Consider the following 26,650-nt stretch of genomic DNA (forward strand, 5'->3'; position numbering starts at 1 on the left):
GCCGGCGCCTCCCTGCAGCTGAGGAAGACACCATGGCAGAGCGCAAGCCGCTGATCGCGGGCAACTGGAAGCTCAACAACAACCATCTCGAAGCCATCGCGCTGGTCCAGAAGCTCGCCTTCGCGCTGAAAGACCCCGACTTCGACGCCGCCGAGATCGCCGTCCTGCCCCCCTTCACGAACCTGCGCAGCGTGCAGACCCTCGTCGAGGGCGACAAGCTGCGCATCGGCTACGGCGCCCAGGACGTCTCCGCTCACGAGAACGGCGCCTTCACGGGCGAGGTCTCCGGGCCCATGCTCGCCAAGCTGGGCTGCACCTACGCGCTGGCCGGCCACTCCGAGCGCCGCGAGTATCACCAGGAGGACGATTCGGCGGTCAACGCGAAGGTGAAGGCCGCCTTCGCCGCCGACCTCACCCCGATCCTCTGCCTGGGCGAGGGACTGGACGTGCGCAAGGCCGGGAACCAGGTCTCGCACACGCTCGGACAGCTCGAAGGCGCGCTCAAGGACGTCACCGCCGAGCAGGCCGGCCGACTGGTCGTGGCCTACGAGCCGGTATGGGCGATCGGCACCGGCGAGGTCGCCACCCCCGAGGACGCCCAGGAGGTCTGCAGCGCGCTGCGCGGGCGGCTGAGCGAGCTGTACTCCGACGAGGTGGCCGGCGCCGTGCGGATCATCTACGGCGGCTCGGTGAAGTCCGACAACATCGCCGACATCGTGGGTCAGGAGGACGTCGACGGCGCCCTGGTGGGCGGCGCGAGCCTCAAGCCCGAGGAGTTCACGAAGCTGGCCCGGCTGGGCCGGGAGTAGTCCGCCGCCGGGTCGGCCGGTGGCGCATCGGCCGACCCGGTCCGGTGCCGTCCGTGCGGGCGCCGCAACCGCGGGCGGCCGCCGATTCTGCGCTGTGCGGGCGCATCCGCTACCGGAAGCGGCCGCGTCGGGGCCGCACGCGGGTTAGAATTCGCGGAGTCCGTCTACGAGGCGGGCGCGTGTCCAAAGGGCACACGGTAGAATCCAGAAGAGTCCTCGGCCGCGTTCGCCTCCGGCCGCCGACCCGGTCGTTTCGGCGAGCGAGCGGTCCCGGGGACCAAAGTCGTCAATTCCCCCACTCGGGGTCGAGTTACGGGTGAGCGTGTGATCCTCGGTCTGTCCATCCTCGTGATGCTGTGCAGCGTCCTGCTGATCCTGATGGTGCTTCTGCACAAGGGCAAGGGCGGCGGCCTGTCCGACCTGTTCGGGGGCGGCGTCACGTCCTCCCTGGGGGGTTCCTCCGTCGTCGAGCGCAACCTCGACCGGCTGACGGTCGCCACCGGCCTGGTGTGGATCGTCGCCATCGTGGCTCTCGGGCTGATGCTCAACCAGGGCGCCTAGCCCCGCTTCCCTCGGCCCTCCCCACCCCCCGTTGTTCCGCCCGCGCCCGAGCGCGGGCGCCAGCCGCACCCTCCCGCCGTGCGGTCCGTATTCCTGTTTCCCCGAGCCGGGGCGTGTTGTCCGACGAATGGAGTATTCCGTGGGTAGTGGCAGCGCAATCCGTGGCAGCCGCGTCGGTGCCGGCCCGATGGGCGAGGCCGAGCGCGGCGAGGCCGCGCCGCGTGTCCGGGTTCCGTTCTACTGCGCCAACAAGCACGAAGTCGTGCCGAGCTTCGCGAACGAGGCCGCCGTCCCCCATGAGTGGGACTGCCCCCGCTGCGGCTTCCCCGCCGGCAAGGACCCGCAGAACCCCCCGGCGCCCCCGCGTACGGAGCCGTACAAGACGCACCTGGCCTACGTGAAGGAACGGCGCAGCGAAGAAGAGGGCAAGCGCATCCTGGACGAGGCTCTCGACAAGCTGCGTGCCGAGCGGGCCGAGATCGAAGCCCACATGAAGGCCAACGCCGACGCCAACTAGCGGCTAGCGGCCGGGTCCCGGCGCTGTCCGGTCCCCGCCGGAGGAGTGCGGTGCCCGACGGTCCGGTTCCGGGCCGGCCGGTCGAACCGCCGTAGGCCGTGCACGGCGCCCTCGGCGGGAAGACGGGAGGTCTTCGCCCGTCGCTTCCCTCGGGGCGGCGCTACTCGTCCGAGCCCTAGTCCGTCCGCCGCGGCTTCGTTACGGCTCGGGGGAGCGTCCGCCCAGGCGCCGGGTCAGGTCGGCGGCCGCGTCGCGCGCTCCCGCGGCCAGCGCCCCCGCCGTGACCGGGCGCGCGCTGGGCACCGTCAGGCTGATGGCCGCCGCCGGTGCGGCGTTGTGATCGAAGGCCGCCGCCGCGACCGAGGAGAAACCTTCGGTGACCTGCCCTTCTTCGACCGCATAGCCGCAGCGGCGCTCCCGGGACAGGGTCTCGCGGAGTTCGGAGGGACCCGCGGGGCCGTGCCCGGTGCGGTCCACGAACGCCGCCGCCGTCGGATACAACGCGCGCACCTGGGCGCGGGGCAGATGCGCCATCAGGGCGCGGCCCGAGGCCGTCAGGTGCGCCGGCAGCCGCACACCCACCCCGGTGATGAGCGTGGGCGCATGCGGCGGTTGCTCCTTGAGCAGGTACAGCGTGTCCGGGCCGTGGAGTACGCCCAGATGCGCCGCCGCTCCCGTCTCCTCCACGAGCCGCCGCAGCAGCGGCCGGGCCAACCGCTCCAGCGGCCCGTGGCGCAGATAGGCCGACCCGATCTCGAAGGCCGCCACCCCCAGTCCCCACCGGCGCTCCTCGGGCAGGTGGGTGACGAATCCTTCCTCGGCCATAGCTTCCAGCAGCTGGTAGACGCTCGACCGCGGAAGTTCGAGTTCGGCGGCCACTACCGCCGCCGAGACCGGGCCCGGCCGGGTGGCCAGGAACCGCAGCAGCCGCAGCGCCCGTGTGGCTGCGGGGACGTGGCTCATGGAGGGATTCTGGCACGCGACGCCCGGCGTTCACCGGTAGGCGCCGCCGCCGACGCCGGGCAGGTGCAGCGCGTGCACCTGCAGCCGTCCGCACGCGCAGCGGGTGTAGACCACCATCCCGGTCGAGGTCGGGTGCCGCGAGACGACCCGGTGGATTTCCGATTCCGGCCGCCCGCAGCGGGGGCAGACCCGTGTGCTGTTCGTTCGCGTCTTCGACCTGCTGTTGGCCGTTGACTTCCGCTCCCCGGGCTAAGAGCCGGGGATTCCTACGGCGGCCGGTCGGCCGCTTCGGCGGGTTCCCGCTTCATCGCGCTGCGCCCGAACGGGTTCGGGTCTTACCTGCGCTCCACGGGCTGATGCCGCCAGCCCGGCGGCCGTGGCGACGTTGCCCGCCGCGTTGATATCCCGGTCCAGCACGGCCCCGCAACCGCTGCACGCCCATTCGCGCACGTGCAGCGGCTGAGGCCCGTCCTTGACGCCGCACACCGAGCACACCCGGGACGTGGGTTCGAACCGCCCGATCCTGACCAGCCTGCGGCGCGGGGGAGTCGGCGTCACCTCCGCCGTGAACGGCGGAGTACTGCCGACGATCCCGGTAGCGCCGACATCGCGGTCTTCGTACCCGATCCCGCCTACCCGCCGGCCGACGACCGCCGCTTCGAGCAGCGGGTCCTGGTCGAGGACCACCAGGACCTGCTGGTCCCGGCCGGTCATCCGCTGGCGGGGCGCGCCGGCGCGCTGGTCGCCCACGGGCTCGGCGTGGCCCTGGTCCCCCGGCTGCTGCCCGTCGCCGCCGACCACCCGGTGGTCCGGGTGCGGCTGCACGGCACCCCGCAGCCCTCGCGGTCGATCCTCACCGCCGTGCGCAGCGGGAGCGGCGACCACCCTGCCGTCGCACTCGGGCTCGCGGCGCTCGGCGAGGCCGCCGCCCGGGATCCGGCGGATGCACCGCCGGCCGGGGACCGGCCCCGCTGACCCGCACCCGGGCCACAGGAGCCCGGGCCGCGGCCGGCGCCGGCGGTACTGTCTGAAACCTCGGACGGGATCCGGGCGCGGGGGCTCGCGTATCCGGGTGCCCACCGCGTCCCATAGGGGCATGCCCACCCCGATCGACATCGGCCCCGCAGGGCCCGCGCCCGAGGACGTCGTCGCCGTGGCCCGCCGCGGCGCCGCGGTCCGCCTGACCCCCGAAGCGCGCGCCGCCGTGGCCGCAGGACGCAAGCGCGTCGACGCCCTGGCCGCCGACTCCGCCCCCGCCTACGGCGTGAGCACCGGGTTCGGCGCCCTGGCGACCCGCCACATCGCCCCCGACCTGCGCACCCGCCTGCAGGCCTCCCTCATCCGCTCCCACGCCGCCGGCGCCGGCGGCGAGGTCGAGCGCGAGGTGGTGCGCGCCCTGATGCTGCTGCGGCTGCGCACGCTCGCCGCGGGCGGCACCGGCGTGCGCGTGGTGACCGCCGAGGCGCTGGCCGGACTCCTCAACGCCGGGATCACCCCCGTCGTCCACGAGTACGGCAGTCTGGGCTGCTCGGGCGACCTCGCCCCGCTGTCCCACGTCGCCTTGGCGCTGATGGGTGAGGGAACGGTCCGCGACGCCGGCGGCGAACTGCGCGAGGCGGCCGAGGCGCTGCACGAGGCGGGCCTGGAGCCGGTGGAGCCGGCGGCCAAGGAGGGCCTCGCGCTCATCAACGGCACCGACGGCATGCTCGGCATGCTGCTGCTGGCCTGCGCCGACCTCGCCGAGCTGCTGCGCGTCGCCGACATCACCGCCGCCATGAGCGTCGAGGCGCTGCTGGGCACCGACCGCGTCTTCGCCGCCGAACTGCAGGATCTGCGCCCCCACCCCGGCCAAGCGGCCGCCGCAGCCAACATGCGCGCCCTGCTGGCCGACTCTCCGGTCGTCGCCTCCCACCGCGGCCCCGACTGCACCCGGGTCCAGGACGCCTACTCGCTGCGCTGCGCCCCCCAGGTCGCCGGCGCCGTACGCGACACCCTCGCCCACGCCGAATCCGTCGCCCTGCGCGAACTGGCCGCCGTCATCGACAACCCGGTGGTCACCGACGACGGCCGAGTGGAGTCCAACGGAAACTTCCACGGCGCGCCCGTGGGCTACACCCTCGACTTCCTGGCCATCGCGGTCGCCGACCTCGCCTCCATCGCCGAACGCCGCACCGACCGCATGCTCGACGTCGCCCGCTCCCACGGGCTGCCCGCCTTCCTCGCCGACGATCCCGGCGTCGACTCCGGCCACATGATCGCCCAGTACACCCAGGCGGCCCTGGTCTCCGAACTCAAGCGGCTCGCCGCTCCCGCCAGCGTCGACTCCATCCCCAGTTCGGCCATGCAGGAGGACCACGTCTCGATGGGGTGGTCGGCCGCCCGCAAGCTGCGCCGCGCCGTCGGGGCGCTCACCGACGTGCTGGCCGTCGAGCTGATCACCGCGGCCCGCGCTCTGGACCTGCGTGCCCCCCTGGAACCCGCACCCGCCACCGCCGCCGTACGCGACACGCTGCGCACCCGGGTGCCCGGCCCCGGTCCCGACCGCCACCTGGCGCCCGAGATCGCCGCCGCGACCCGACTCGTCGCAGACGGCTCGGTCCGCGCCGCCGCCGACGCCGTCACCCCGCTCGCCTGATCCGGCCAGGAGGCCCGCGATGCCCGAGGAAACCGGCCCCGGACCGCGGACGGTGCGCGCACCCCGCGGCACCGCCCGCTCCGCCAAGGGGTGGCCGCAGGAGGCCGCCCTGCGCATGCTGCACAACAACCTCGACCCCGACGTCGCCGAGCACCCCGACCGGCTCGTCGTCTACGGCGGAACCGGCCGGGCCGCCCGCGACTGGCCGAGCTTCGACCGCATCACCGCCGTGCTGGGAGACCTGGGCGACGACGAGACCCTGCTCGTGCAGTCCGGGCGCCCGGTCGGCGTGCTGACGACCCACGAGTGGGCGCCGCGCGTGCTCATCGCCAACGCCAACCTCGTCGGCGACTGGTCGAACTGGGAGGAGTTCCGCCGCCTGGAAGGCCTGGGCCTGACCATGTACGGCCAGATGACCGCCGGATCGTGGATCTACATCGGCACCCAGGGCATCCTGCAGGGCACCTACGAGACGTTCGGCGCCGTGGCCGCCGAACGCTTCGGCGGCAGCCTGGCCGGGACGCTCACCCTCACCGCCGGGCTGGGCGGAATGGGCGGCGCCCAGCCGCTGGCGGTGACCATGAACGGCGGGACGGCGCTGGTCGTCGAGTGCGACGCCACCCGGATCGAGCGCCGTGTCGCCCAGGGCTACCTCGACGAGGCCGCCGACAGCCTCGACGACGCGCTGCGCCGGGCGGAACGGGCGCGCCGCGAACGGCGCGCCGTCTCCATCGGCGTGCAGGCCAACGCCGCCGACGCCGTTCCCGAACTGCTGCGCCGCGGCGCGCGCCTCGACGTCGTCACCGACCAGACGTCGGCCCACGACCCGCTCGCCTACCTCCCCAGCGGGGTCGGCGTCGCCGACTGGCGCGACTACGCGGCCCGCGCACCCGAGGAGTTCACCCGCCGCGCCCGCGCGTCCATGGCCGCCCACGTCGAGGCGATGGTGGGATTCGCCGACGCCGGTGCCGAAGTCTTCGACTACGGCAACGCGCTGCGCGACGAGGCCCGCACCGCCGGCTACGCGCGCGCGTTCGACTACCCCGGATTCGTGCCCGCCTACATCCGGCCCCTGTTCTGCCAGGGCAAAGGCCCCTTCCGCTGGGCCGCGCTGTCCGGCGACCCCGCCGACATCGCCCGCACCGACCGGGCCGTGCTGGATCTGTTCGGCGACGACGACCACCTGGCCCGCTGGATCCGCATGGCCGGTGAGCGGGTGTCCCACCAGGGCCTGCCGGCGCGGATCTGCTGGCTGGGCCAGGGCGAGCGAGCCGCCGCCGGACAGCGGTTCAACGAGCTCGTGGCCTCGGGCGAAATCAGCGCGCCCCTGGCCATCGGCCGCGACCACCTCGACACCGGATCGGTCGCCTCGCCCTACCGCGAGACCGAGTCCATGGCCGACGGCTCCGACGCTGTCGCCGACTGGCCGCTGCTCAACGCGCTGGTCAACACCGCCTCGGGCGCCTCGTGGGTGTCGATCCACCACGGCGGGGGTGTCGGAATCGGCCGCTCCCTGCACGCCGGCCAGGTCAGCGTGGCCGACGGCACCGACCTGGCCGCGCGCAAACTCGCCCGGGTCCTGGCGAACGACCCCGCCACCGGAGTGATCCGCCACGCCGACGCCGGGTACGGCCAGGCCGAAGAGGCCGCCCGGGAGCACGGCATCCGCCTGCCCATGCACGAGGACCGGGACGAGAGCAGGCGGCGGAAGGCGACCGCACCGACCGAGCGCAGATCGGGGACGGAGTCCGGATGAGCGACGACTTCGCGCAACTGTGGGACGGACTGGCGCCGCTGGGACGCAACCGCACCACCGGCGGCTACCGCCGCTACTCCTGGGGAGCGGCCGACACCGAGGCGCGCGCCTGGTTCGCAGCGGCGGCCCGTGACCGCGGGCTCGCCGTCGAGACCGACCGCAACGGCAACTTGTGGGCGTGGTGGGGCGAACCCGGCCCCGGCGCCGTGGTCACCGGGTCGCACCTGGACTCGGTGCCCGACGGCGGCGCCTACGACGGGCCGCTGGGCGTCGTCGGAGGCCTGGCCGCGATCGGCGAGCTGCGCCGGCGCGGCCTGCGGCCCCGGCGCCCCGTCGCGGTGGCGGTGTTCGCCGAGGAGGAAGGCGCCCGCTTCGGCGTTCCGTGCCTGGGAAGCCGGTTGTCGACCGGCGCCATCACCCCGGAGCGCGCCGCAGGCCTGACCGACGGCGACGGCGTCACCTGGTCGCGGGCGATGGAGCGGGCCGGGCTCGACCCCGAGCGCATGGGCGCCGACCGCGAACTGCTCGGCCGCATCGGCGCGTTCGTCGAGCTGCACATCGAGCAGGGGCGGGCGCTGGCGTGTACCGGCGACCCCGTCGGAGCGGCCTCGGCGGTGTGGCCGCACGGGCGGTGGCGGCTGGACTTCACCGGCCAGGCCGACCACGCCGGCACCACCCGGTTGGCCGACCGCAGCGACCCCATGCTGCCCTTCGCTGCGGCCGTGCTGGAGGCGCGGCGGGCGGCCGAGGTCCACGGCGCCCTGGCCACCGTGGGCAAGGTGCGGGTCTCGCCCAACGGCACCAACGCGGTGCCCTCGCGGGTGCGCGCCTGGCTGGACGCCCGTGCGGGAGACGAAGCGGCCCTGCGCGCCGTCGTCGACGCGGTCGACGCGGCGGCGCGCGACAGCGCTGCCGACCACGGAGTCACCGTGACCGGGTTCCTGGAGTCCGCGTCGCCGCTCGTGGAGTTCGACCACGGCCTGCGCGACCGCATCGCCGAGTGTGCTGGAGGCGGGCGGGCGCCCGTTCCGCTGCTGACGACCGGCGCCGGCCACGACGCCGGCGTGCTGGCCACCGCCGTGCCCGCCGCGATGCTGTTCGTACGCAACCCCACCGGAATCTCGCACGCCCCCGCGGAGTCGGCCACCGCCGCCGACTGCCGCGCGGGAGTCGCCGCCCTGGCCGACGTGCTGGCCGACCTGTCCGACGCCGCACCGCCGGAGGATGCGTGAGCACGGCCGCGCCGGAGGCGTCCGCGGCCGGTACGGCCGGACCCGGACCGGCGCGGCCGCGGACCGCCCGGCGGTACTGGTGCGAATGGGCGCTGCTGGACGCCGGCGCCGGCCCGGCGGCCGCGCCAGGGGTGCTCGTGGACGTCGACGGCGGCGTCATCACCTCGGTCGCCCGCGACACACGGCCCCCCGACGGCGCCGAGCGGCTGAGCGGACTGACCGTCGCCGGGTTCGCCGACGCCCACTCCCATGCCTTCCACCGCGCGCTGCGCGGGCGCACCGGCGAGGACGGCGGCAGCTTCTGGACCTGGCGCGCCCGGATGTACGAGGCGGCCGGGCGGCTGGACCCGGACTCCTACCACCGCCTCGCGCGCGCCGTCTACGCCGAGATGGCGCTGGCCGGCATCACCTGCGTCGGGGAGTTCCACTACCTGCACCACGCCCCCGGGGGCGCCCGCTACGGCGACCCCAACGCCATGGGGCGGGCGCTGATCGCCGCCGCGGCCGACGCCGGTGTGCGCATCACCCTGCTCGACACCTGCTACCTCGCCGGAGGACTGGACGCCCGCAACGGGTACACGCAGCTGGAAGGGATCCAGCTGCGCTTCGGCGACGCGGGCGCCGACGGCTGGGCCGAACGCGTCGCCGATCTGCGTCCCGCCGGCAGCCACGCCCGCATCGGCGCCGCCGCGCACTCGGTGCGCGCGGTGCCGCCCGCCGACCTCGCCCGCATCGCCCGTGCGGCACCCGAGGCCGAGTCGGCCGCCGCCCACATCCACGTCTCCGAGCAGCCCGCCGAGAACGCCGCGTGCGCGGCCGTGCACGGGCGCACTCCCGTCCGCCTCCTGGACGACACGGGATTCCTGGCGGCCCTGCGCCCCACCCTCGTGCACGCCACCCACCTGACCGGCGCCGACACCGCCCTCGTACGCGGAACCGGAGCCGGGGTGTGCCTGTGCCCTACCACCGAACGCGATCTCGCCGACGGCCTGCCCGACCTGGGTCGCCTGGCCGCGGCGCCGCTGTCGCTGGGCACCGACGGCCACACCGCCATCGACATGTTCGCCGAAGCGCGCGGCGCCGAGGAGCACGAGCGGCTGCGCACCGGGCGCCGCGGCACACGCCCCGCCCACCGGCTGCTGCAGGCCGCCCAGGCCGACGGCCACGCCGCGCTGGGCTGGGCGCCCGACGCCGCAACCGGTGGCTCCGGCGGTGCGGGGCGCATCGCCGCCGGAGCTCGCGCCGACTTGGCCACGATCGCCCTCGACGGGGTCCGACTGGCCGGATTCGACCCCGGGCGCGCCGCCGACGCGCTCGTGTGGGGCGCCGGCGCCGCCGACGTCCGCCACGTCATGGCCGACGGGCGCTGGATCGTGCGCGACGGCGTGCACACCGCGATTCCCGACGCCCCCGCCCGGCTGCACGCCGCGATCACCGAACTCACCGGATGAGTTCTCCGCGGCGGCGCCCCGCCCCTCGCCCGCCCGCAGGAACCGCACCCGCAGCCGCACCCGAAAGGAGGAACGCGGCGCCGGTGCAGCGCCGCGACGCCGATGAACACGCCCGACCCCACCGCCCCCTCCGTGCCCGCCGTATCGTCGGTGCTGGTCGACGACATCGGCAGCCTCGCCACCAACGACCCCGCGCTGGGGCCCGGGCAGCTGGGGGACGTCTCCGACGCCGCCCTGGTCGTCGAATCCGGCCGCGTGGCGTGGTGCGGGCCGCGCAGCCAGGCGCCGGCCGCCGACGTGCGCGTCGACGCCGCCGGGCGCTGCCTCATTCCGGGCTTCGTCGACAGCCACTCCCACATCGTCTTCGCGGGCGACCGCAGCCGCGAGTTCGGCGACCGGATGAGCGGCCGGCCCTACGAGGCCGGCGGAATCCGCACCACCGTCGCCGCCACCCGCGCCGCCTCCGACACCGACCTGCTGGGAACCGCCACCCGACTGCTGCGCGAAGCCCGCTCCCAGGGCACCACCACCCTGGAGGCCAAGTCCGGCTACGGGCTCAGCGTCGCCGACGAAGAGCGCTGCCTGCGCGCGGCGGCGCGGCTGACCGAGGAGACGACCTTCCTGGGCGCCCACGTCGTACCGCCCGAGTACGACGGCGACCCCGACGCCTACGTGGACCTGGTCACCGGCCCCATGCTGGACGCCTGCGCGCCGCACGCCCGCTGGATCGACGTGTTCTGCGAGCGCGGCGCCTTCGGCGAGGACCGGGCCCGCCGCGTCCTGCGCGCGGGGCGCGGCCGCGGTCTGGCGCCGCGCGTGCACGGAAACCAGCTCGGGCCCGGACCGGGGGTGCGCTTGGCCGTGGAGGAAGGCGCGGCGTCGGTGGACCACTGCACCCACCTGACCGGAGCCGACGTCGCCGCGCTGGCCGACGCCGCCTCCGGCGGCGGGCCGGGAACGGTGGCCACGCTGCTGCCGGGCGTGGACTTCTCGACCCGCCAGCCTTATCCCGACGCCCGCGCCCTGCTCGACGCCGGCGTCCGCGTCGCCCTCGCCACCGACTGCAACCCCGGCTCGTCCTTCACCTCCAGCATGGCGCTGTGCATCGCGCTGGCGGTGCGCGAGGCGGGCATGAGCCCGGAGGAGGCGCTGCGGGCCGCGACCGCGGGCGGTGCGCAGGCGCTGCGCCGCGACGACGTGGGCCACCTGGCCGTGGGCGCCCGCGCCGACATGGTGCTGCTGGAGGCGCCCAACCCGGTCTATTTGGCCTACCGTCCCGGTGTGCCGCAGGTGGCGGCGGTGTGGAAGGACGGCGAACTCGTCGCGGGCCGGCCCTGAGGGCGCACGCCGTCCCCGCCCGCGCGCCCCGCGGGACGGCCCCGGGGCCGCCGGCGTCCAGCATGTCGCCGGAACTTACCTGGGCTTAGCCTGCACGAAACGCAGGAGCCCCATCCTGGGAGGGAGCCGGCGCGCACCGCCGGACGGCGGCGCCGCCCCTTCGGCCGCGTCGGCCCGCGAAGGGAGTTCCGCATGAGCCTGTGGCGCATCCGCACCGCCGTGGAGGACCGTCCCGGCCGCCTGGCCGGCGTGGTCGAGGCCATGGCGGCCCGCGGCGGCAACGTCGTCGGACTGTCGATCCACGCCGACCCCGTCGGTGTGGTGGACGAGTTCGTCGTCGACGTCCCCGGTGACCACCGTGGGCTGCTGCGCGAGGTCGCCCGGCACAGCGTCACCGGCGAGGTCGACGCCGTCCCCGCCCAGCCCCGGGAGGTCGGCGACGACGTCACCAAGGCGCTGCTGCTCACCGCACGCCTGCGCAGCTCCCCCAACCGGCTGCCCGAGGCGCTGGGCGAACTGCTGATGGCCGACGAGGCCCGCTGGACCAACCTCACCCGCCCGGAGCCGGAGTTCCCGGAGGAGCCCGAGACGACCCTGGTGGTATCGGTCGGTCCGCTGCGCGGCGTCCGGCTGCGGCGCCCGGACCGGCCTTTCACCTGGACCGAGTCCGCCCGCGCCGACGCCCTCGTGCGTTCGGTGCTGCCGCCCGCCGGACCGGTGCGCACCGACAGGACGGTCACGACCGGCGGCGGAACCGGGCTTCAGCTGCGTCAGGCCTGCGCGGAGGACGCCGACGCCATCCAGCGCCTGCACGCCCGCTGCTCGCCCGAGACCACGCGGGGGCGGTACTTCTCCAGTCTGCGGCGGCTGGCCCCGGGCATGCTGGAGGTGTTCTGCGACCCCGAGCGGGGGCTGACGCTGCTCGTAGGGCCGAGCGGGGGCGGCGAACCGATCGCGCTGGCGCACCTGATGTACACCCTGGACCCGGGGGTGGGCGAGATCGCGTTCCTGGTCGAGGACGCGTGGCAGCGGCAGGGGGTGGGAACCGCGCTGGCCCGCACGCTCACCGCCGTCGCCGCCGACTGGGGTCTGGCCGAGGTCCGGGCCGAGACCGTGACCGGCAACCGCGGGATGCAGCGCATCATGCGGCGCATGGGCGCGGTGATCCGCCCGCCGCGCGACGGCGCGGTCCAGGCCCGGCTTCCGGTGGCCGGAGCGGGCCCGGCCCGCAGCGGCGGCCGTCTCGCCGATCTGATGACCGAACCGGGCGCTCCCGGGGCGGCCTGACCGACACGCTTTTCCGGGAAACAGCGGGGGAGGCCGGCGAAATGGGGCGTCGACCTCCCCCGCACTTATACCCCCCGCCGCGGGCCCCGGGGACGCGGGCGGCGCAGCGCTCTCCTGCGCCGCTCCGTCCGGGCGGCTCGATCCGCCCGATCTGATGCGTCCCGATCAGCCCGGCGGGCGGGGCGAGACCGGTCGCCGGGGCGTGCGCCACCGCTCCGGCGACCGGCCGACGCGAGTGCTCCCCTGTGCGGGAGCGGAAGTATCAGGACTCCGAATCGTCGTCGGAGGAGGCGTCGTCCGCGGAGGAATCGGAAGCGGAGTCGCCGTCGGAGGAGCCGGTCTTGGCCTCGGTCTTCTTGGCGCGGCGCTTCTTCACCGGCCGGGAGTAGTCGGCCAGCGGCTCGTAGCGGGTCTCGTGCTCCTTCTTGCACTCGTCGCAGGCGTCGACCTCGCGAACGGTCCCCTCCCAGGCGAACTGGATGACGTCGGTCGCTTCGACCTTCTCCTCGCGGAGGGCGTGCGGATCGCAGTATTTCAACGTGAGGACCTCGGTGACCACGGCGGTGCGTCCCTTCGGTAGCGGGTGCGTGTTCTCGTAGGGGAATCATACACCTGTACGAAAGGAGTGTCGTTTCTACGTACTCGTGTGCACCGCACCTTCGCCCGAATCTACGCTATCGCGGCCCGTTCGGAGTGGTTCCTGGCGTGTGCGGGAACGGGTGCCGGGGTTCGAGACTGTACGTACAAGATGTTGTACGGCTGGGTGAGAGGGGCGAGGATCGTGAAGACGATGAGCTATTCGGAATCCCGTGCCAACTATGCGGCGACGCTCGACTCGGTCGTCGACGACCGTGAAGAGGTGGTCGTCACGCGCGCCGGGCACGAGCCGGTCGTGATGGTGGCGTTGTCGGAGTATGAGGCTCTTCGGGAGACCGCGTACCTGCTCCGAAGCCCGGAGAACGCGCGTCGCCTGGTGAGCGCGATCGAAGAGCTCGAAGCGGGCCGGGGAATCGAGCGAGGGTTGGACGAGTGAGGCTCGTCTGGGCGGAGAGCGCCTGGGAAGACTACGTATGGTGGCAGGGGCGGGATCGCAAGATCCTGAAGCGGATCAACGTGCTGATTCGCGACATTCAGCGCAACGGGAACGGCGGAATCGGTAAACCGGAGCCCCTGCGTCACGGATTCCACGGCTACTGGTATCGGCGGATCACCGACGAGCACCGGCTGGTGTACAAGGTGAGCGAAGGCGAGATCCACATCGCGGCCTGCCGTTACCACTACGGCACGTGAGGCGAGGACGTCAAGCAGGTGACGTCCTCTCCGAGTTCCGAGTCCTTGGACGACGGCCGCCTGCGACTCCGCGACGCGGAGAACCGCGCCGACGAGGCAGAGGGCTGAGGAACCGTTCCGGCGCGACCGCCCGCCCCGTCCCCGGGCGGCCGCGCCGCCGGCTCAATCCACCGTCGCCACCAGGTCCACCAGGGTGTCGAGGAGGTCGGCGCGAGTGTCGTCGTCGTGGACCGCCCCGGCCCAGGCGGCCGGGACCGCGTCGGGGCGGGCGCGCAGGTGGGTGTCGAGGAACCGGTCCAGCGCGGCGACCGGGTCCGTGGCGTAGTGGACCGGGTTGCGGCGGGCCTGGGTGACCAGCGTCCAGGCGGTGCGGCGCAGCCAGTCCTGCTCGCTTTCGGCGATCTCCCCGCTGTCCGGGCGCTCGGGCGACTGGGGAGCGGCGGGCGCGGGCGCCGGATCGGCGACCGGGCGGTACGGAGCGCTGCGCGCCCGGCCGCGCGCCCGCTCCAGCAGCTCGAAATGCTCGGGAAGGCGCTCGGCGAGCCGCCGCAGCACTTCGGTGACCACCCGCGCCAGATCCTCGGGCCCCATGCCGCGCAGCGACTCGCCCAGACCCACCCGGCGCAGCTCGTCGGTGGTGCGGGCGCGCGCGGGGTCGACGCCGTCGGCCAGCTCCTGCAGCTTGCGCAGCAGGTACTCGGCCGTGGGCACCGACACCAGCGGGCGCTCCCGGCACACCGCCACGGATCGGCCCGCGCGGTCGGCCACCGGGACCGCGCCCGACTCCCGAGTGAAGCCGTGGTCGCCGGGCAGCGGGGATTCGGCGGGGTCGTCGGGCTGCTCGTCGGGCAGGTCCACCGCCGGGTGCCCGAATCCGGCCGCCAGCACCAGAGCCGCGAGAGCCTCCTGCTCGACCACCCCGGGTGCCACCCGGTCGGCGACGGCGTGCTGGCGCGCCCAGCGCCGCGGCCGCTCGGAGAAAGCGCAGCGCAGGGTGCGGCCCGACCATTGCGGGAACACCAGCCGCAACCGGGAGAACGCGCGGTCGGTCTCGGCGTCGCGCAGCGCGAACACCAAGCGGCGCACCTCGGCCGACGCGGTCGCGCCCGCCTCCAGCGCGGCGTGCACCTCGCCCATGCGCGTGGTGATCTTGGAGCCGCCCCCGCCGTGCCGGTCGCACGGGCAGTTCTCGCTCAGCAGACTCAGCGCCGAGTCGAACTGCGCGGTGTGGCGGTCGCAGCTCTGCAGCGTCTCGGGCGCGTTCCGCTGCCGTGCGGGCTCGCACCGGCCGCAGCCGAAGGCCCGGGTCACGGCGTACAGGAACGCGGTCGAACCGAAAAGGTCCGTGAACAGGCAGCGCGTGCTCAAGATCCTTCTTCTCCCCGTCGGTACGGGGCTGAGGCTCTTCCCCAGCTCCTCCGGGAAAGTGCATAGAAGAAGGACGGTCGCGTCGGTGACACACCCACGCCGGCTGGCGCTGTCGGCACCGCCCTGGTGACGCGCGTGGTCTGTTCCGAACAGTAGGTTCCGCGCGCGCCGGGAGTCAAGGAACGGCAAAGTCGCCGGCCGGGCGCGGCCGGCCGGCGCCGGTCAGCGCTGCGGGCGGTGCCGGTAGCGCTCGGCCAGAAGCGCCAGGTGGGCGGCCAGCTCCTCGGCGGTGACGTCGGGCACCGGCGGAGGCCGATCGCGGTGGGGCGGCGCCCCGCCGGCCTCGGGCTCCTCTTCGGGGCCGCCGGCCTCCTCCAGATCGGGGTCGAGCGCCGCGAGCCGGAAGTGGACGTAGGCGTCCATCCAGCCGCGCGGGTGCGGCACTCCGCGGTGGGGCGGGTCGGTGTGGTCGTCGTCGGGACTCATGCGCGGGCGGCTCCGTCCTGATCACTCGAGCGCGTTGTGCCGGGGCCCGGCGGTGCAGGTGTGCCGACACCTCTCGGACGGCCGCGCCCGCCGCACCCGGCCAGGACAGCGCCCCTCCGCCCGCCGGTGCTGTCCGAGAGCCATGGGTGCTCGGGCCTGATGAGGAAGGTGCCCACGACGGCCGAGGCAGCTCGGCGACGAAGGGGGAGTGACGATGCCGCGACGCTGGACGCTGGTGCTGCGCGATCACGCCGACGCGGCCCGACCCGTGCGCGCCGTCGACTGCCACGGGCTGCTGAACAGCTGGTGGCCCCAGTCCGACGCCGAGCACGGCGCGGCCAAGAAGTGGGCGATGAACGGCTGGCCCCAGCCTTTGGCCGACCGGCTGTGGGTGTGGTCGCTGACCTGGATGGACGACACCCCGCCCGAGACCGATCCCGCCGGACTCGTCGGCCGCGTGCAGCGGGTGGGCGACCACCTCCTGGAGCCGTTGTCGGTGACCGAGGTGCACACGCGCGACTACACGGCCGTGCTCACCGAGCCCCGCCGGGCCGCCCACGCGGCGTCGCTGCACACCCTCAGCCCGGTCGTGTCGCTGGCCCGCAACTACGACGGCGAGGACAGCTTCCAGGCCTGGCCGGGTCCCCGGCTGCTGTTCGGCGCGGTCCACCGCGCCGCGGACGGTCGGCTCGGCGGCAGCGGGGCCGTGGGCGCGGTGGCGCGCTTCGCCCCCCGCGAGCTCGCCGAGCCCTGGCTGCGCCGCATCGACGAGGTCACCGCGCGGCTGCGGCGGCTGCCCGACGACTCCGCGCCCGTCCGGGCCGCCGAACATCCCGGACCGGCCGGCCGGACCGTGCTCGGCTGGGAGGGCGGGCTGCGGCTGACGCTGCCCCGCGGCAGCGACGGCCGCATCGTCGCCGACTTCGGCGCCCTGCTGGAGCTGGTGGAGCTGACCGGCGTGGGCAAGTACACGGCCCAGGGCTTCGGGGCGCTGCGCGTGGATACGCTCACCGCCGGCGACGACGCGGCGGTCGGCCGGCGGCGGCCCTCCTCCCGCGACCGCCGGCGTCCGCGGTCTCCGCGCCCGGTGCACGCCGAACATCAGGAACAGGGGTTTGACGGGTTGCTGTTCGACTGACCCGGCGCCGCCTCCGGCGATCGCGCAGCGTCCCGGGTCTGCTCGGTGCGCTCGGCCGGCTGGGTGTGAGAGGGAAGTATGCGTGTTCCGCTGGTCAATCTGACACCGCACGAGGTGACGATCTTCGATTCCGACGACCGCGTCGTCGTCCGCTGCCCAGCGGCGGACAAGCCGGTGCGCGTGGCCGTCGACCGCTGCGAGATCGGCCGGATCGGAGGGATCCCGGTGTTCTCCGAGGACTACGGCCGCGCCATGCTGCCCGCCCCGACGCTGGGCGTGTGGTACATCGTCTCCTCCGCCGTCGCGCTCGCCCACCCCGAACGCACCGACCTGCTGGTGCCGACCGACCTGGTGCGCTCCTCCGACGGCACGATCGTCGGATGCAAGGCGCTGGGGCGCAGGAACGGCTGAGCGGGCCCAGGGACGGGGATCCGGTAGCGCCGGCCGCCGGCGGCGGTGTCGAAGCCGGCGCGGGCGGTTCCGGTCCCGGGGCGGAGTGCGCCCTGTGACCGGAACCGCCCGCGCCGTGCGGCGCGCGGGCGTGCCCGGCGCCCCGGGCCGGCCAATTCCGTCTGCCGGGATCGGGCCGGCGCAGGTGTTCGCAGGCGAGCCAGGTGTTGGTTGTCAGGGCCGGGGGCAGGGGGCCCGTCCGGGCCCCGTGCCGGTCCCATTCCGTCTGCCGGGGAGGAGGCGGCCCTGGGGAGCGTCCGTCAACAACTGGCGTTGTTATCCCGTCAACCGGGGTCGGACGACGAAGAAGCAGTCAGGTCCGTTCTCTGCGCGGTCGCTGTCCCGTCCGCCGGGATCCGAGTCTTCCCTGATCGACGCGCGAGACGTGCGGCGGTTGGTGCTATCCCGTCTGCCGGGTCCGCAGCCGGAACCGGGCGCGACCACCGGGCCCCGGACCCCGGGCGACCGGGGCGGAAGGAACCGGGTGCGGTCGGTGCGCGGTCCCCTGCCTGCCGTCGATGCCTCACCGCTCCTCCTACCGGCCGCCGAGGCGGCGAAGGCGGCGCCTGCGGGCTCCCCGCCCGCACCGGACCGGCCTGAGGGGCCGAGTCGCCGCGGGGGGCGGGGCTTCGAGGGATTCGAGGGGATGGGTCATGGTTCCAATGGGCGATCACCTCCGACACAGCACCTCTCTCGGACACTGGGGGGAAGGAGGTGAAAGAAGTGGCTTCCGGTCGATCGCGGAAACCGCGGGCGACATCCCCGCAACCTCCCCTGAGCGGCCCGCGACAGTGTGAAATGGACCCATGGGACCCAGAGCGGATCTTCCCGGCGCGCCCGGCCGCGCCGGTGACGACACGCCCGCGACGCTGGTGGTGCTGGCCGGGACCAGCCCCACCCCGGCGCTGCTGGCCGCGCTGACCTTCGCGCCGCGTCGGCTGGTGCTCGTGCACAGCAGCGACACCGCCCGACGGGCCGCCCGGATCGCCGACGCCGCACGCCGGCTGTGCCCGGCCGTGGAGGTCGCCCGCCGCTTCGACGTGGGCGGCGACGTCTTCGACTTCCACGCCGTGGCGGCCCGCTTCGCGGCCCTGGACGCCGACCTGCGGGGCGACTGGCGGCTGTGCTACACCGGCGGCAGCAAGGTGATGAGCGCCCACGCCGTGCTGGCGCACGCCGAGCGCTTCCCCGGCCGCCACCGCTGGCGCAGCTACCTCGACGCCACCTCCGAGACGCTGCGCTTCACCGACGGCTCCCGCCACGGCGCCGGCATCGACAGCAGCGCCCTCACCGCCGCCGAGCTCGGCCGGCTGCACGGCGTCGAACTGCGCCCGGGCGACCGCGCCGGCGCCCAGGAGGCCTGGCTGCGCGGCGACGACGTCGCCACCACACTGACCACCGGCGACACGGCCGAAGCGCGGGTGCTCGCGCTGTTCCGCCGCCGGCTCGCCCGCGTGCCCGGCGCCGAGGTGCTGGGCAACCGCGTCATGCCCGACCCGCGCAGCCCGCGCGAGTCCATCGGCGACTTCGACCTCATCGTGCGCTACCGCCACCGCGTGCTCTGCGTGGAGGTCAAGCGCGACCCGTCCCACATCCCCGACGCCGCCGGATGGACGCTCACCAAGGCCCAGCGCGCCTTCGGCGGCGCCGCCCGGGTGCTGTTCGTGCACGAAGGCGCCAAGGGCGACTGCTCCCTCGAGCAGATCGCCGCCTACGACCCCGAGCTCAGCGGTGCGCCCCTGCACGTGCGCAGCTTCACCGAACTCTCCTCCCGCGACTTCGGCAGTGCCCGCCGGCTGGTCGAGAGCCTCTTCCCCGCCGCACCGCCCCCGCCGGCGGCGAGCGGAACCGCGCCCGCCCCGGCCGCACCGGAAACGGGCGGCCCCACCGCCGCGCCTCCGGAACCTCCGCACGCGCCCGCCCCCGACGCGGGCGGCGCGGGCGGCCCCTGCCCCGCCGGCCCGGACGGCGGGGCGGCGCCGCTGCTGCTGACCGGACTGGGCGGCAACCGCCTGCCCGTGCTGGCCGCCGCGCGCGCCTTCCTCCCCGGCCGCGCCGTCATGCTGTTCACCCGCCAGAGCGAGAAGGAGCTGTCCGCGCTCGACTCCAGCGTGCGCCGCGCCCTGCTGGCGGGGGAGGAGCCGGAGGAGTTCCAGCGGCTCAACCGCCGCCGCCTGGCCCAGCGCCTGCGCCGCGACGGCTACCCCGACCGCGTCAAATTCGCCGAGGCCGCCGTCGACGCCGCCGACGTCGCCGACGCCGCCGCCCGCGCCCGCGCCAAGATCGACCTGTACCGCACACCGGGAGCCCCCGTCGTCGCCGACATCACCACCGGCACCAAAGCGATGAGCACCGGCTTGGCGCTGGCCGCTCACGAACGCGCCGGGTGCGTGGTCTACATCTCGCCGCTGACCCGGCGCGTCTCCTGCCGCACCCACGGGCCCGTCGGCCACCACCCGCCCGCCGCCGTCGAATGGCGCCACCTGCTGCGGGGCTACCGCTTCCTCGGCGGCCCCCTCAGCGAGGCCGTCGACCCCGGTATCGCCGCACACCAGATCGACGCGCCCCTCATCGACGCCGCCGCCGAGCAGGTGCGCGCACTGGCCGCCCCCACCGAGGTCGCCGCCTGGGTCGACGAGACCGCCGTCGCCGGCGCCGCGCCGCTGCCGCAGTACTCCGCACCGCAGCGCCCCACCGTCGTGCTCACCGCCGCCGACCGCGCCCTCGGCCTCAGCGCGCCCCGGCGCACCCGGCTGCGCCACTTCACCGCCCGGGACCGCCACGTCGAGCAGGACACCGGCGCCGGCGGCTGGGCCCACGACGTGTTCGCCGCCGCCGCGCTCCTCAACGTCCGCTGCGGCACGGCCGGACTCACCCTCGCCCTGCACCGGCCCGGTGAAGGCGACCCGGCCCGCGCGCTGGAGCTCATCGACTGGTTCTCGTGGTGGCGCGCCGACGGGGGCGCCGGTGGCGCCGACGGCTCCGCCCCGCCCGCCGAGCTGATCACCGGCCACGAGGACACCCGGCGTCCGAGAGTGGTGTCGGCGGATCCGGGAACCGCCGCGTTCCGCACCGCGCTGCAGGACCACCTCTCCGCCCTCAGACTCGCACCCAGTCAGGAGGCAGCCCCATGAGCGCCGCCGACCCCGCCGCCGCACCGCACGCCGGGGCGGCAGCGCCGCCGCACGGGGTGCTCGTCGGCGTCGACCTCGCCGGCATCCAGCGGTTCATCTACGAGGGCCGCCGGCTGCTCGACGCCATCGGCCGCGCCACGCTCGTCGCCGACCTCACCGACACCGCCGGACCGCGCATCGCCCCGATGCTGGACGAGGCGCCCGCCGAGCACCGCACCGTGCTGCGCGACGCGGGAGGCGCGCTCTACGTCGACTTCACCCACCCCGAACGGGCGGCCGAGCACGCGCGCGCTTTCACCGGCCGCTACACGCGCCTGCTGCGCGACATCTCCGACCGGCTCACCCCCGTCACCGCCCACCTGCCCTACGGCGGTCCGGGACGGCCCGCCGACCGGACCGAGGCGCTGCGCCTGCTGCCCGCCGCGCTGCAGGGCGCCCGCGCCCGTCCGGCGCCCGGCCACCTGCCCGCCCCCGGACTCGGCGTCACCGCCGCCTGCGACATCACCGGCCGCCCCGCCGAGCTGCTGGACCGCACCCGCGACCGCGGTCCCGTGCGCGAACGCACCGCCCGCGACGTCGTCACCGCCCGCACGCGCGCCCGGCGGTGGCACGCGGACAACAGCCGCGCCTGGCTGCACGGCCTCGCTCCGCCCGCCGGGGCCCGGCGGGCGGAGCTGCCCACCGACGTCGACCACCTCGGCCGCGAGATCGGCGACGTCAGCCGCCTGGCGGTGGTGCACCTGGACTTCAACGGCCTCGGCGACCTGCTCAAGGAGCACCACCGCCGCCTCCAGGAATCCGGCGCCGACGTGCCCGCGGGCATGCGCGCCGTCTCCGCCGACATCGCCCGGCTCACCGAAGGGCTCGCCCGTGCCCTCATCCGGGCGGTCGCCGCCGCCGTCGGCACCGATGCCGAGACCGGCGAGCCCGCCATCGACGGGTGCGGAGCCGGCGGGCGGCTGCGCCCCCACACCGTGCGCGGCACCGTCTACGTCCCGGTGCGCCCGGTCGTGGTGGCCGGCGACGACCTCACCGTCATCTGCGACGCCCGGCTGGCCTGGAGCGCAACCCGGTTCGCCCTCGACTGGCTCGACGCCGACCCCGACGACCTGAGCCCCGGCGACCCCCGCGCCGCCATGGCGCGCCGCGCCCGCACCCCGCCCTGGACCCGCCGCCTGGGGGACACGGGGCTTACCACCGGCGTGCCCTCGGCCGGCGTCGGCATCGCCGTGCAGCCCGTGGGAGCCCCGCTGTCCGTGGGCTACGACATCTGCGCCGCGCTGTGCGAGGAGGCCAAGGACCACCGCAAACAGTCCGCCGACCGCCTCGGCGACCACGTCGTGGCCTGGTCGCAGGACTTCGACGACACCGCCCGCGTGGTCGCCCGGCTGCGCGACCGCCGCAGCCCCTCCGCCCCCGGCGAGCCCGGACGCACGGCCCTGCCCATGACCGGGGCGCAATTCCACGCGTTCCTGCGCGACTACTTCGACCCCTCCGCCCCCGGCAGCCTGCGCGGCACGGACCCGGGCGAGCAGCGGTCCTGGCTGCTGTCGCGCCTGGCTCCGCTGCTGCAGGACGGCCGCGACCCCGCCCCCGAGCTGGAGCGCCGCCGCGATCTCGGCATGCCCGCGCGGCTGCCCGAACCCTTCTCCCGCGCCCGGCTCCTGGACGCCCTCGCACTGCTCGACCTGCACCTGGACGTCGGCCTGGACGGCCGGCCGCCGCACGACGCGACAGCGGAGGCGATACGCTCGTGACCGCCGCCGACCCCTTCCCCGCCGATCCCCGCCCGACCGACGACGGCGCCGGACGCTACGCAGCCGAGCCGGACACGCCCGCCTACCTGCTGCTGGACCTCGCCTCGCCCGCCGTGTTCGTCGGCGCCAGCGCCGCGGGCACCGCCGCCGACTCCGACGTGGTCACCGACGCCCACGGGCTGCCCTACCTGCCGCGCCAGCGCATCGCCGCCCGCATGCGCGACGCCGCCGTCAGCGCCGTCCGCGTCGATCCCGCGCTGCTGCCCGCCGCCAAGGCGCTCTTCGGCGCCTCCCGCATGCACGGTCCCGGACGCATCCTGCGCATCTCCCACGCGGCCCCCTGCGAACCGGTGCGCGCCGCGGTCGCCTGGGCCCTGGAACAACGCGGCGGGGACGGCCCCGACGGGACCGGCGGGACCGGTGACGCCGCGGGCACGCTCGTGCGCGCCGTCACCGACGCCTTCACCTCCGTGGAGAGCGGTGTGGCCGTCGACGGCGCCGGGGCACCCGACGACACGCGGCTGCGCACCGTCCGCGTCGTCGACCCCGGACTGCGGCTGACCGCCCCGCTGCGGTGGACCCGCACCCCCGACCCCGTGGAGGTGCGCTGCCTCGCCCGAGCCGCACTCGCCTTCACCCAGGCCGGGCTCAAAGCCGGACGCGGCCGCGGCAGGGTCGACGTGCGCCTGGCCGCCGACGCCGGCACCGACGCCGACACCGCCCACGCCCGCACCCTGGCCTGGGCCGACGTCGACGCAGGCCCCGAGAGCGGAGGGACTGTCCGAGAAAGGGGGGTGTGACGATCGCCGAGACCTCTCCCGACGACCGCACCGGTGGCGCGGGGGACCCCGTGCACGCCTACCTCGGGCTGCGCTACGTGCTCACCGAGTCGCTCGTCGTGCGCTCGGACTACGACCCGCTGCGCATCACCACCGCCCACGCCGTAACCGGCCGCGCCCAGCGCGGCATGCTCGCCGCCGCCCTGCACCACGCCGGCCGCGGCGACCTCGTCGAGCCCTGGATCGCCCGCGGCGGCGCGCTGCGCTTCGCCCCCGCGTTCCCGCTGCTGGAGGACGACGCCGGTAGCGCGCAGACCGTTCCCGCGCCGCGCTGCTGGCACGTGCACACTCCGGAGGGCCGCCTCGCCGACCTGCTCGCCGCCCCCGCTGCGGCCACCGGCGCCTACCGGACACTCACCGGCCACGTCACGCCCGACCTCGCCCGCCGCGCCGCGCCCCTGACCCGCACCGAGCAGTACCTGGGCGTGGCCCGGCGCGACGCCGGCCGGCACGGCGCCCCCTACTTCACCACCAGCCTCGACCCCGGGCAGGTGTTCGAGGCCCGCTGGCAGGTCCGCGCACCCACCCGCGCCGCATGCGAGGACCTCGCCGAACAGGTCGCCGAGGTCCTCACCGCCGCCGACGGCCTGCTCTCGTTGGGTTCGGGCGGCACCCGCGCGCACGGCGGCGGCATCCGCGCCACCACGTCCGACGGAGGCGCGGCGCTGGTCGACGACCGCGTCGACGCCGGCCGGTCGGTCTGGCGCCGCGGCGAGGAGCGCGACCTGCTGCTGCTGGCCCCCGCCTTGATCGACGACGACCTCGGACGGCCCAGCCCGGCCGCGCTGCCGCGCGCGGTCGAGCGGGCGGCAGCCCGGGTCCTGGGCCCCGCGGCCGCCGCGGCCGCGGCGGCCCACGTCCATCAGGAGACCGCCGGGGCCTACCACCGCATGTACCGGGGGCCCATGTCCGAGCAGTGGACCGCGGCGCCCGGGTCGGTGGTGCGGCTGCGGGCCGGCCGCGACATCGGCCTGGAGGAGATCCGGGCGCTGGAGGCCCGACCGCTGGGCCGGCGGGCCGCCGACGGCCACGGCGCCGCCGCCCTGATCCCGGTCCCCGCCCCCGGAGCACCCGCCCCCGCCGACCGGCCGCCGCTGGCCCACACCCGCACGGCCCGCCCCGGCGGGCGCCGCTTCACCCTCACCCGCCCCGAATCGGGGGTGGAGCCGACGCACAGCGGAGTGCAGCCGGTCACCCTCGCCGACGGATCGCCCGCCTGGGTCGACGCGGACTGGGTGAGCGCCGAAGCCGCCGCCGACCCCGACCGGTCGCCGGTCGCGCGCCTGCAGGACACCCTGCTGAGCCGGGCCGCCGCCGAACCGGTCCGCGCCCGCGCCCGCGACCTCGCCCGGCGCTCGGTCCGGCTGCCCTCGGCGGCCCTGCTCGGGCGGCTGCGCGAGGTCGCCGCGGCACCCGCGCCCGACCCCGCCGCCGCGCTGTCCCGACTGGGCGGCGTGGTCACCGGCGACGCCGACGGCGCCGCACCGCACACCCCCGTCCCGGAGGCGGCCCGCGCCGAGCTGGAGGCCGCCGCGGTTCCGCACGGATCCGCCGAGCTGTCGCTGGCCCGGTGGATCGACGGCGCCGCGCACGACCCGCGCGCCTGGTGGAGGTGCGCGGCCCCCGACTCCGACGCACTCGCCCGGGCGCTGGCACCGGTCGACCTCGCCTGGCGGCCGGGCGAGCGGGTGACCGCTGCTGCCGAGTCGTGGGCCGCGCGCCCCGAGGTCGCCGCGCGCCTGTCGCTGCAGCTCGTCGGCGCCTGGCTGGCGGCGGCGGCCTGGGCGGGACGCGACGCCGCCCAGGGGGAGGGGGCCCGATGACCGGGCCCGACGACGCCTTCGACGACGCCTTCGACGTCGCCGCGACCGCCCCCTGCGCCTCCGCCGACGACACCGGTGCCGACGACGCCTTCGACTTCGCCGCGGGCGCGACCGGCGGGCCGCGCGTGCTGTGGGAGCTGACCGCGCGCATCCGGCTGCACAGCGACACCCACATCGGATCCGCCGACGACGCCTCCCGTACCGCCGCCGACATCGCCCCGCTCGACCGCGACCCGGTAACCGGAGCGCCCCGCCTGCGGGCCACCACCCAGGCCGGGCTGCTGCGCCACCACCTGCTCCGGCGCCTCGGCGAGGAACGCGCACCCGCCGCGGCCGAGCTCTTCGGCGAGGCCGCGCCGCGCAGCGCCGAGGACGGCTCCGGCGCCTCGGTGCCCAGCGCCCTCGACATCGACGACGCCGTCGCCGAGCTCCCCGCGGAGGCCGGCGTGACCGTGCGGGCCGGAAACCGCGTCGACCCCGGCAGCGGTGCCGCCGCCCCCGGGGCGACGTGGCGGATGGAGACCCTGCCCGCCGGCACCGCCTTCACCCTCACCCTGCGGCTGCACGTCGCCGACGGCCGAAGCGAAGGCCGGATGCTCGCGCTGGCCGCGCTGGCCGCCGACGGGCTCACCGGGACCGGAACCGGAGCCGGTGTGTCCATCGGGGCGCGCACCGCACGGGGCTACGGCGCAGCCGCCTGCGAAGGCTGGCACGCCCGCCGGCACGACCTGGCGGCACCGCAGGGATGGGCCCGCTTCTACGCCGTCACGTGGGCCCAGCGCCGCGACCGCGCCCACCGGGCCGTCGCCGAGCGGTGCCGGTCGCACAGCGGCGCCCACGGGCGGAGCCTGACCGAGCTCCTCGGAGCGCACATGGGGACCGACCCGGCGCTGGCCGCCGCCGTCGGTGCGGACTACCGCCGCACCGTCGCCGACTACGGCACCGACGACCGCCGGCGCGACGAACTCGCCCTGACCCTGCATCTGGCCGAACGCCCCACCGACGCGCTACTCGCCCCCGCCGGCGGCGCCGCCGACGACGGCACGCACACGCGCCGCCCCGGCCTGCTCCTGGTCGGCGAAGCGCCCGGTCTCGACACGCTGGGCGAGGTCGACCGCGCCCACCTGCGCCGGCCCGCCGTCGGCGGCGACGGCGCCGTCCAGTGGCGCCCCACTCTCGGCGACACCGCGTTGTTCGCGCTGTTCAAGCGGATGAGCCGGCGCCTGGTGCGCGACATCTCCGGCGAGTCCGGCGCCGCGGCGGGCGAGTGGTCCCACGACAGCCCTGCGCGGCGGCTCCACGCACGCTGGTGGGGCGGCGACGCCGACTCCCGCAGCGCCCCCCGGGCCTCGGCCGTCCGGCTGCGCCAGGCCGCCGAGCTCACCGGCGGCACACCCCAGCGCACCACCCGGGTCACCATCGACGCACTCTTCGGCGACAGCGTGGACGCCAGTCTGCTCACCGACGACGTGCACGCCGGAGGCAGCGCCGAGGTCGTGCTCGACGTGCCCGACCCCGACGACGCCGTTCGCGGGCTGCTCGCCCTGATCGTCCGCGAACTGCGTACGGTGCCGATGGACGCAGTCGGCGGCGGAACCGGAGCCGGCCACGGCCGTGTCACCGTGTCCCGCGCCGTGCTCACCCGCTGCCGCCCGGGCGCGGAACCGGCCCCGGTCGACCTGGTGGCCGCGGTCGAGGACCCCGCAGGCGCCGACCGCGCGGCCGCCGAACCCTGGCTGGCGGCGTTGCGCGCGGCGCTGGCGCCCGAGGCGGGACGGCGCGGCGGCGCCGATCCGTGAGTCCGCCGCCGCGCGTG

The 26,650-nt window shown here is 75.8% G+C and carries 24 protein-coding genes; 19 read left to right on the top strand and 5 right to left on the bottom strand.

Features of this window, described 5'->3' with window-relative positions; all coding sequences use genetic code 11:
- Positions 1-32 precede the first annotated feature (32 nt).
- The 3 genes from tpiA to HNR25_RS21730 all read left to right on the top strand — a co-directional run bounded on the left by tpiA (position 33) and on the right by HNR25_RS21730 (position 1,887).
- Positions 33-809, top strand: coding sequence for a triose-phosphate isomerase (gene tpiA, locus HNR25_RS21720; protein ID WP_184638196.1), 777 nt, complete (start codon positions 33-35; stop codon positions 807-809).
- A 324-nt stretch (positions 810-1,133) separates the two neighbouring features.
- Positions 1,134-1,370, top strand: coding sequence for a preprotein translocase subunit SecG (secG, locus tag HNR25_RS21725; RefSeq protein ID WP_184638198.1), 237 nt, complete (start codon positions 1,134-1,136; stop codon positions 1,368-1,370).
- Positions 1,371-1,509: 139 nt separating this feature from the next.
- Complete coding sequence (locus tag HNR25_RS21730; RefSeq protein ID WP_312862675.1) at positions 1,510-1,887, top strand: RNA polymerase-binding protein RbpA; 378 nt, start codon at positions 1,510-1,512, stop codon at positions 1,885-1,887.
- A 198-nt stretch (positions 1,888-2,085) separates the two neighbouring features.
- Here the strand turns inward: HNR25_RS21730 and HNR25_RS21735 are convergent, their stop codons facing one another.
- The gene (locus HNR25_RS21735; RefSeq protein WP_184638202.1) at positions 2,086-2,850 is read right to left on the bottom strand and encodes an IclR family transcriptional regulator; all 765 of its coding nucleotides are present in this window, start codon (positions 2,848-2,850) and stop codon (positions 2,086-2,088) included.
- 249 nt (positions 2,851-3,099) lie between these two features.
- The gene (locus HNR25_RS26210; protein WP_312862676.1) at positions 3,100-3,600 is read right to left on the bottom strand and encodes a zinc ribbon domain-containing protein; all 501 of its coding nucleotides are present in this window, start codon (positions 3,598-3,600) and stop codon (positions 3,100-3,102) included.
- A 9-nt stretch (positions 3,601-3,609) separates the two neighbouring features.
- Here HNR25_RS26210 and HNR25_RS25475 point away from each other — a divergent pair, with 9 nt between their 5' ends.
- From HNR25_RS25475 to HNR25_RS21770, 7 genes are all read left to right on the top strand, one after another.
- Complete coding sequence (locus HNR25_RS25475) at positions 3,610-3,825, top strand: hypothetical protein (RefSeq protein WP_221457766.1); 216 nt, start codon at positions 3,610-3,612, stop codon at positions 3,823-3,825.
- A 121-nt stretch (positions 3,826-3,946) separates the two neighbouring features.
- Complete coding sequence (gene hutH / locus HNR25_RS21745; protein WP_184638204.1) at positions 3,947-5,485, top strand: histidine ammonia-lyase; 1,539 nt, start codon at positions 3,947-3,949, stop codon at positions 5,483-5,485.
- Between the two features lie 19 nt (positions 5,486-5,504).
- Entirely contained in the window at positions 5,505-7,241 is a 1,737-nt protein-coding gene (hutU, locus tag HNR25_RS21750) for a urocanate hydratase (protein WP_184638206.1), read from the top strand.
- On the top strand, positions 7,238-8,473 hold the full coding sequence (locus HNR25_RS21755; protein ID WP_184638208.1) for an allantoate amidohydrolase: 1,236 nt from the start codon (positions 7,238-7,240) through the stop codon (positions 8,471-8,473). The genes hutU and HNR25_RS21755 overlap by 4 nt, the downstream gene beginning before the upstream one ends.
- The gene (locus HNR25_RS21760; RefSeq protein WP_184638210.1) at positions 8,470-9,924 is read left to right on the top strand and encodes a formimidoylglutamate deiminase; all 1,455 of its coding nucleotides are present in this window, start codon (positions 8,470-8,472) and stop codon (positions 9,922-9,924) included. The genes HNR25_RS21755 and HNR25_RS21760 overlap by 4 nt, the downstream gene beginning before the upstream one ends.
- A 102-nt stretch (positions 9,925-10,026) precedes the next feature.
- The gene (gene hutI, locus HNR25_RS21765) at positions 10,027-11,262 is read left to right on the top strand and encodes an imidazolonepropionase (RefSeq protein ID WP_184638212.1); all 1,236 of its coding nucleotides are present in this window, start codon (positions 10,027-10,029) and stop codon (positions 11,260-11,262) included.
- 192 nt (positions 11,263-11,454) lie between these two features.
- On the top strand, positions 11,455-12,549 hold the full coding sequence (locus HNR25_RS21770) for a GNAT family N-acetyltransferase (RefSeq protein WP_184638214.1): 1,095 nt from the start codon (positions 11,455-11,457) through the stop codon (positions 12,547-12,549).
- A 262-nt stretch (positions 12,550-12,811) separates the two neighbouring features.
- Here the strand turns inward: HNR25_RS21770 and HNR25_RS21775 are convergent, their stop codons facing one another.
- Positions 12,812-13,108, bottom strand: a complete 297-nt coding sequence (locus HNR25_RS21775; RefSeq protein WP_184638216.1) for a hypothetical protein — start codon at positions 13,106-13,108, stop codon at positions 12,812-12,814.
- A 222-nt stretch (positions 13,109-13,330) separates the two neighbouring features.
- Between HNR25_RS21775 and HNR25_RS21780 the strand changes: the two genes are divergently transcribed.
- Positions 13,331-13,582, top strand: coding sequence for a type II toxin-antitoxin system Phd/YefM family antitoxin (locus HNR25_RS21780; RefSeq protein WP_184638218.1), 252 nt, complete (start codon positions 13,331-13,333; stop codon positions 13,580-13,582).
- Positions 13,579-13,839, top strand: coding sequence for a Txe/YoeB family addiction module toxin (locus tag HNR25_RS21785; RefSeq protein ID WP_184638220.1), 261 nt, complete (start codon positions 13,579-13,581; stop codon positions 13,837-13,839). The genes HNR25_RS21780 and HNR25_RS21785 overlap by 4 nt, the downstream gene beginning before the upstream one ends.
- Before the next feature lie 162 nt (positions 13,840-14,001).
- Here HNR25_RS21785 and HNR25_RS21790 read toward each other — a convergent pair whose 3' ends face one another.
- Both HNR25_RS21790 and HNR25_RS21795 read right to left on the bottom strand, forming a co-directional pair.
- Positions 14,002-15,207, bottom strand: a complete 1,206-nt coding sequence (locus HNR25_RS21790; RefSeq protein ID WP_184638222.1) for a hypothetical protein — start codon at positions 15,205-15,207, stop codon at positions 14,002-14,004.
- 222 nt (positions 15,208-15,429) lie between these two features.
- The gene (locus HNR25_RS21795; RefSeq protein WP_184638224.1) at positions 15,430-15,693 is read right to left on the bottom strand and encodes a hypothetical protein; all 264 of its coding nucleotides are present in this window, start codon (positions 15,691-15,693) and stop codon (positions 15,430-15,432) included.
- 214 nt (positions 15,694-15,907) lie between these two features.
- On the opposite strand from HNR25_RS21795, the gene HNR25_RS21800 reads away from it, so the two are divergent.
- The 7 genes from HNR25_RS21800 (at position 15,908) to HNR25_RS21830 (ending at position 26,633) form a co-directional block, all read left to right on the top strand.
- Entirely contained in the window at positions 15,908-16,831 is a 924-nt protein-coding gene (locus HNR25_RS21800; protein ID WP_184638226.1) for a CRISPR system precrRNA processing endoribonuclease RAMP protein Cas6, read from the top strand.
- 78 nt (positions 16,832-16,909) lie between these two features.
- Positions 16,910-17,242, top strand: coding sequence for a hypothetical protein (locus tag HNR25_RS21805; protein WP_184638228.1), 333 nt, complete (start codon positions 16,910-16,912; stop codon positions 17,240-17,242).
- Between the two features lie 845 nt (positions 17,243-18,087).
- Entirely contained in the window at positions 18,088-20,415 is a 2,328-nt protein-coding gene (locus HNR25_RS21810; RefSeq protein WP_184638230.1) for a CRISPR-associated protein, read from the top strand.
- Positions 20,412-22,172: a hypothetical protein gene (locus HNR25_RS21815; protein WP_246463809.1), complete on the top strand. Its 1,761-nt coding sequence runs from the start codon at positions 20,412-20,414 to the stop codon at positions 22,170-22,172. The genes HNR25_RS21810 and HNR25_RS21815 overlap by 4 nt, the downstream gene beginning before the upstream one ends.
- Positions 22,169-22,972, top strand: coding sequence for a hypothetical protein (locus HNR25_RS21820; RefSeq protein ID WP_312862677.1), 804 nt, complete (start codon positions 22,169-22,171; stop codon positions 22,970-22,972). The genes HNR25_RS21815 and HNR25_RS21820 overlap by 4 nt, the downstream gene beginning before the upstream one ends.
- Complete coding sequence (locus HNR25_RS21825) at positions 22,969-24,834, top strand: hypothetical protein (RefSeq protein WP_184638232.1); 1,866 nt, start codon at positions 22,969-22,971, stop codon at positions 24,832-24,834. Before HNR25_RS21820 ends, HNR25_RS21825 begins: the two co-directional genes overlap by 4 nt.
- Positions 24,831-26,633: an RAMP superfamily CRISPR-associated protein gene (locus HNR25_RS21830; RefSeq protein ID WP_246463810.1), complete on the top strand. Its 1,803-nt coding sequence runs from the start codon at positions 24,831-24,833 to the stop codon at positions 26,631-26,633. Before HNR25_RS21825 ends, HNR25_RS21830 begins: the two co-directional genes overlap by 4 nt.
- Positions 26,634-26,650 lie beyond the last annotated feature (17 nt).

Source organism: Streptomonospora salina, from assembly GCF_014204715.1.
GTDB lineage: Bacteria > Actinomycetota > Actinomycetes > Streptosporangiales > Streptosporangiaceae > Streptomonospora > Streptomonospora salina.

What these genes read in the sequence shown, in the direction of transcription:
- tpiA (WP_184638196.1), top strand. Translation starts at nt 33, where the DNA reads ATGGCAGAGCGCAAGCCGCTGATCGCGGGCAACTGGAAGCTCAACAAC.
- HNR25_RS21735 (WP_184638202.1), bottom strand. Translation starts at nt 2,850, where the DNA reads ATGAGCCACGTCCCCGCAGCCACACGGGCGCTGCGGCTGCTGCGGTTC.
- hutH (WP_184638204.1), top strand. Translation starts at nt 3,947, where the DNA reads ATGCCCACCCCGATCGACATCGGCCCCGCAGGGCCCGCGCCCGAGGAC.
- hutU (WP_184638206.1), top strand. Translation starts at nt 5,505, where the DNA reads ATGCCCGAGGAAACCGGCCCCGGACCGCGGACGGTGCGCGCACCCCGC.
- HNR25_RS21755 (WP_184638208.1), top strand. Translation starts at nt 7,238, where the DNA reads ATGAGCGACGACTTCGCGCAACTGTGGGACGGACTGGCGCCGCTGGGA.
- hutI (WP_184638212.1), top strand. Translation starts at nt 10,027, where the DNA reads ATGAACACGCCCGACCCCACCGCCCCCTCCGTGCCCGCCGTATCGTCG.
- HNR25_RS21770 (WP_184638214.1), top strand. Translation starts at nt 11,455, where the DNA reads ATGAGCCTGTGGCGCATCCGCACCGCCGTGGAGGACCGTCCCGGCCGC.
- HNR25_RS21795 (WP_184638224.1), bottom strand. Translation starts at nt 15,693, where the DNA reads ATGAGTCCCGACGACGACCACACCGACCCGCCCCACCGCGGAGTGCCG.
- HNR25_RS21800 (WP_184638226.1), top strand. Translation starts at nt 15,908, where the DNA reads ATGCCGCGACGCTGGACGCTGGTGCTGCGCGATCACGCCGACGCGGCC.
- HNR25_RS21805 (WP_184638228.1), top strand. Translation starts at nt 16,910, where the DNA reads ATGCGTGTTCCGCTGGTCAATCTGACACCGCACGAGGTGACGATCTTC.
- HNR25_RS21810 (WP_184638230.1), top strand. Translation starts at nt 18,088, where the DNA reads ATGGGACCCAGAGCGGATCTTCCCGGCGCGCCCGGCCGCGCCGGTGAC.
- HNR25_RS21815 (WP_246463809.1), top strand. Translation starts at nt 20,412, where the DNA reads ATGAGCGCCGCCGACCCCGCCGCCGCACCGCACGCCGGGGCGGCAGCG.
- HNR25_RS21830 (WP_246463810.1), top strand. Translation starts at nt 24,831, where the DNA reads ATGACCGGGCCCGACGACGCCTTCGACGACGCCTTCGACGTCGCCGCG.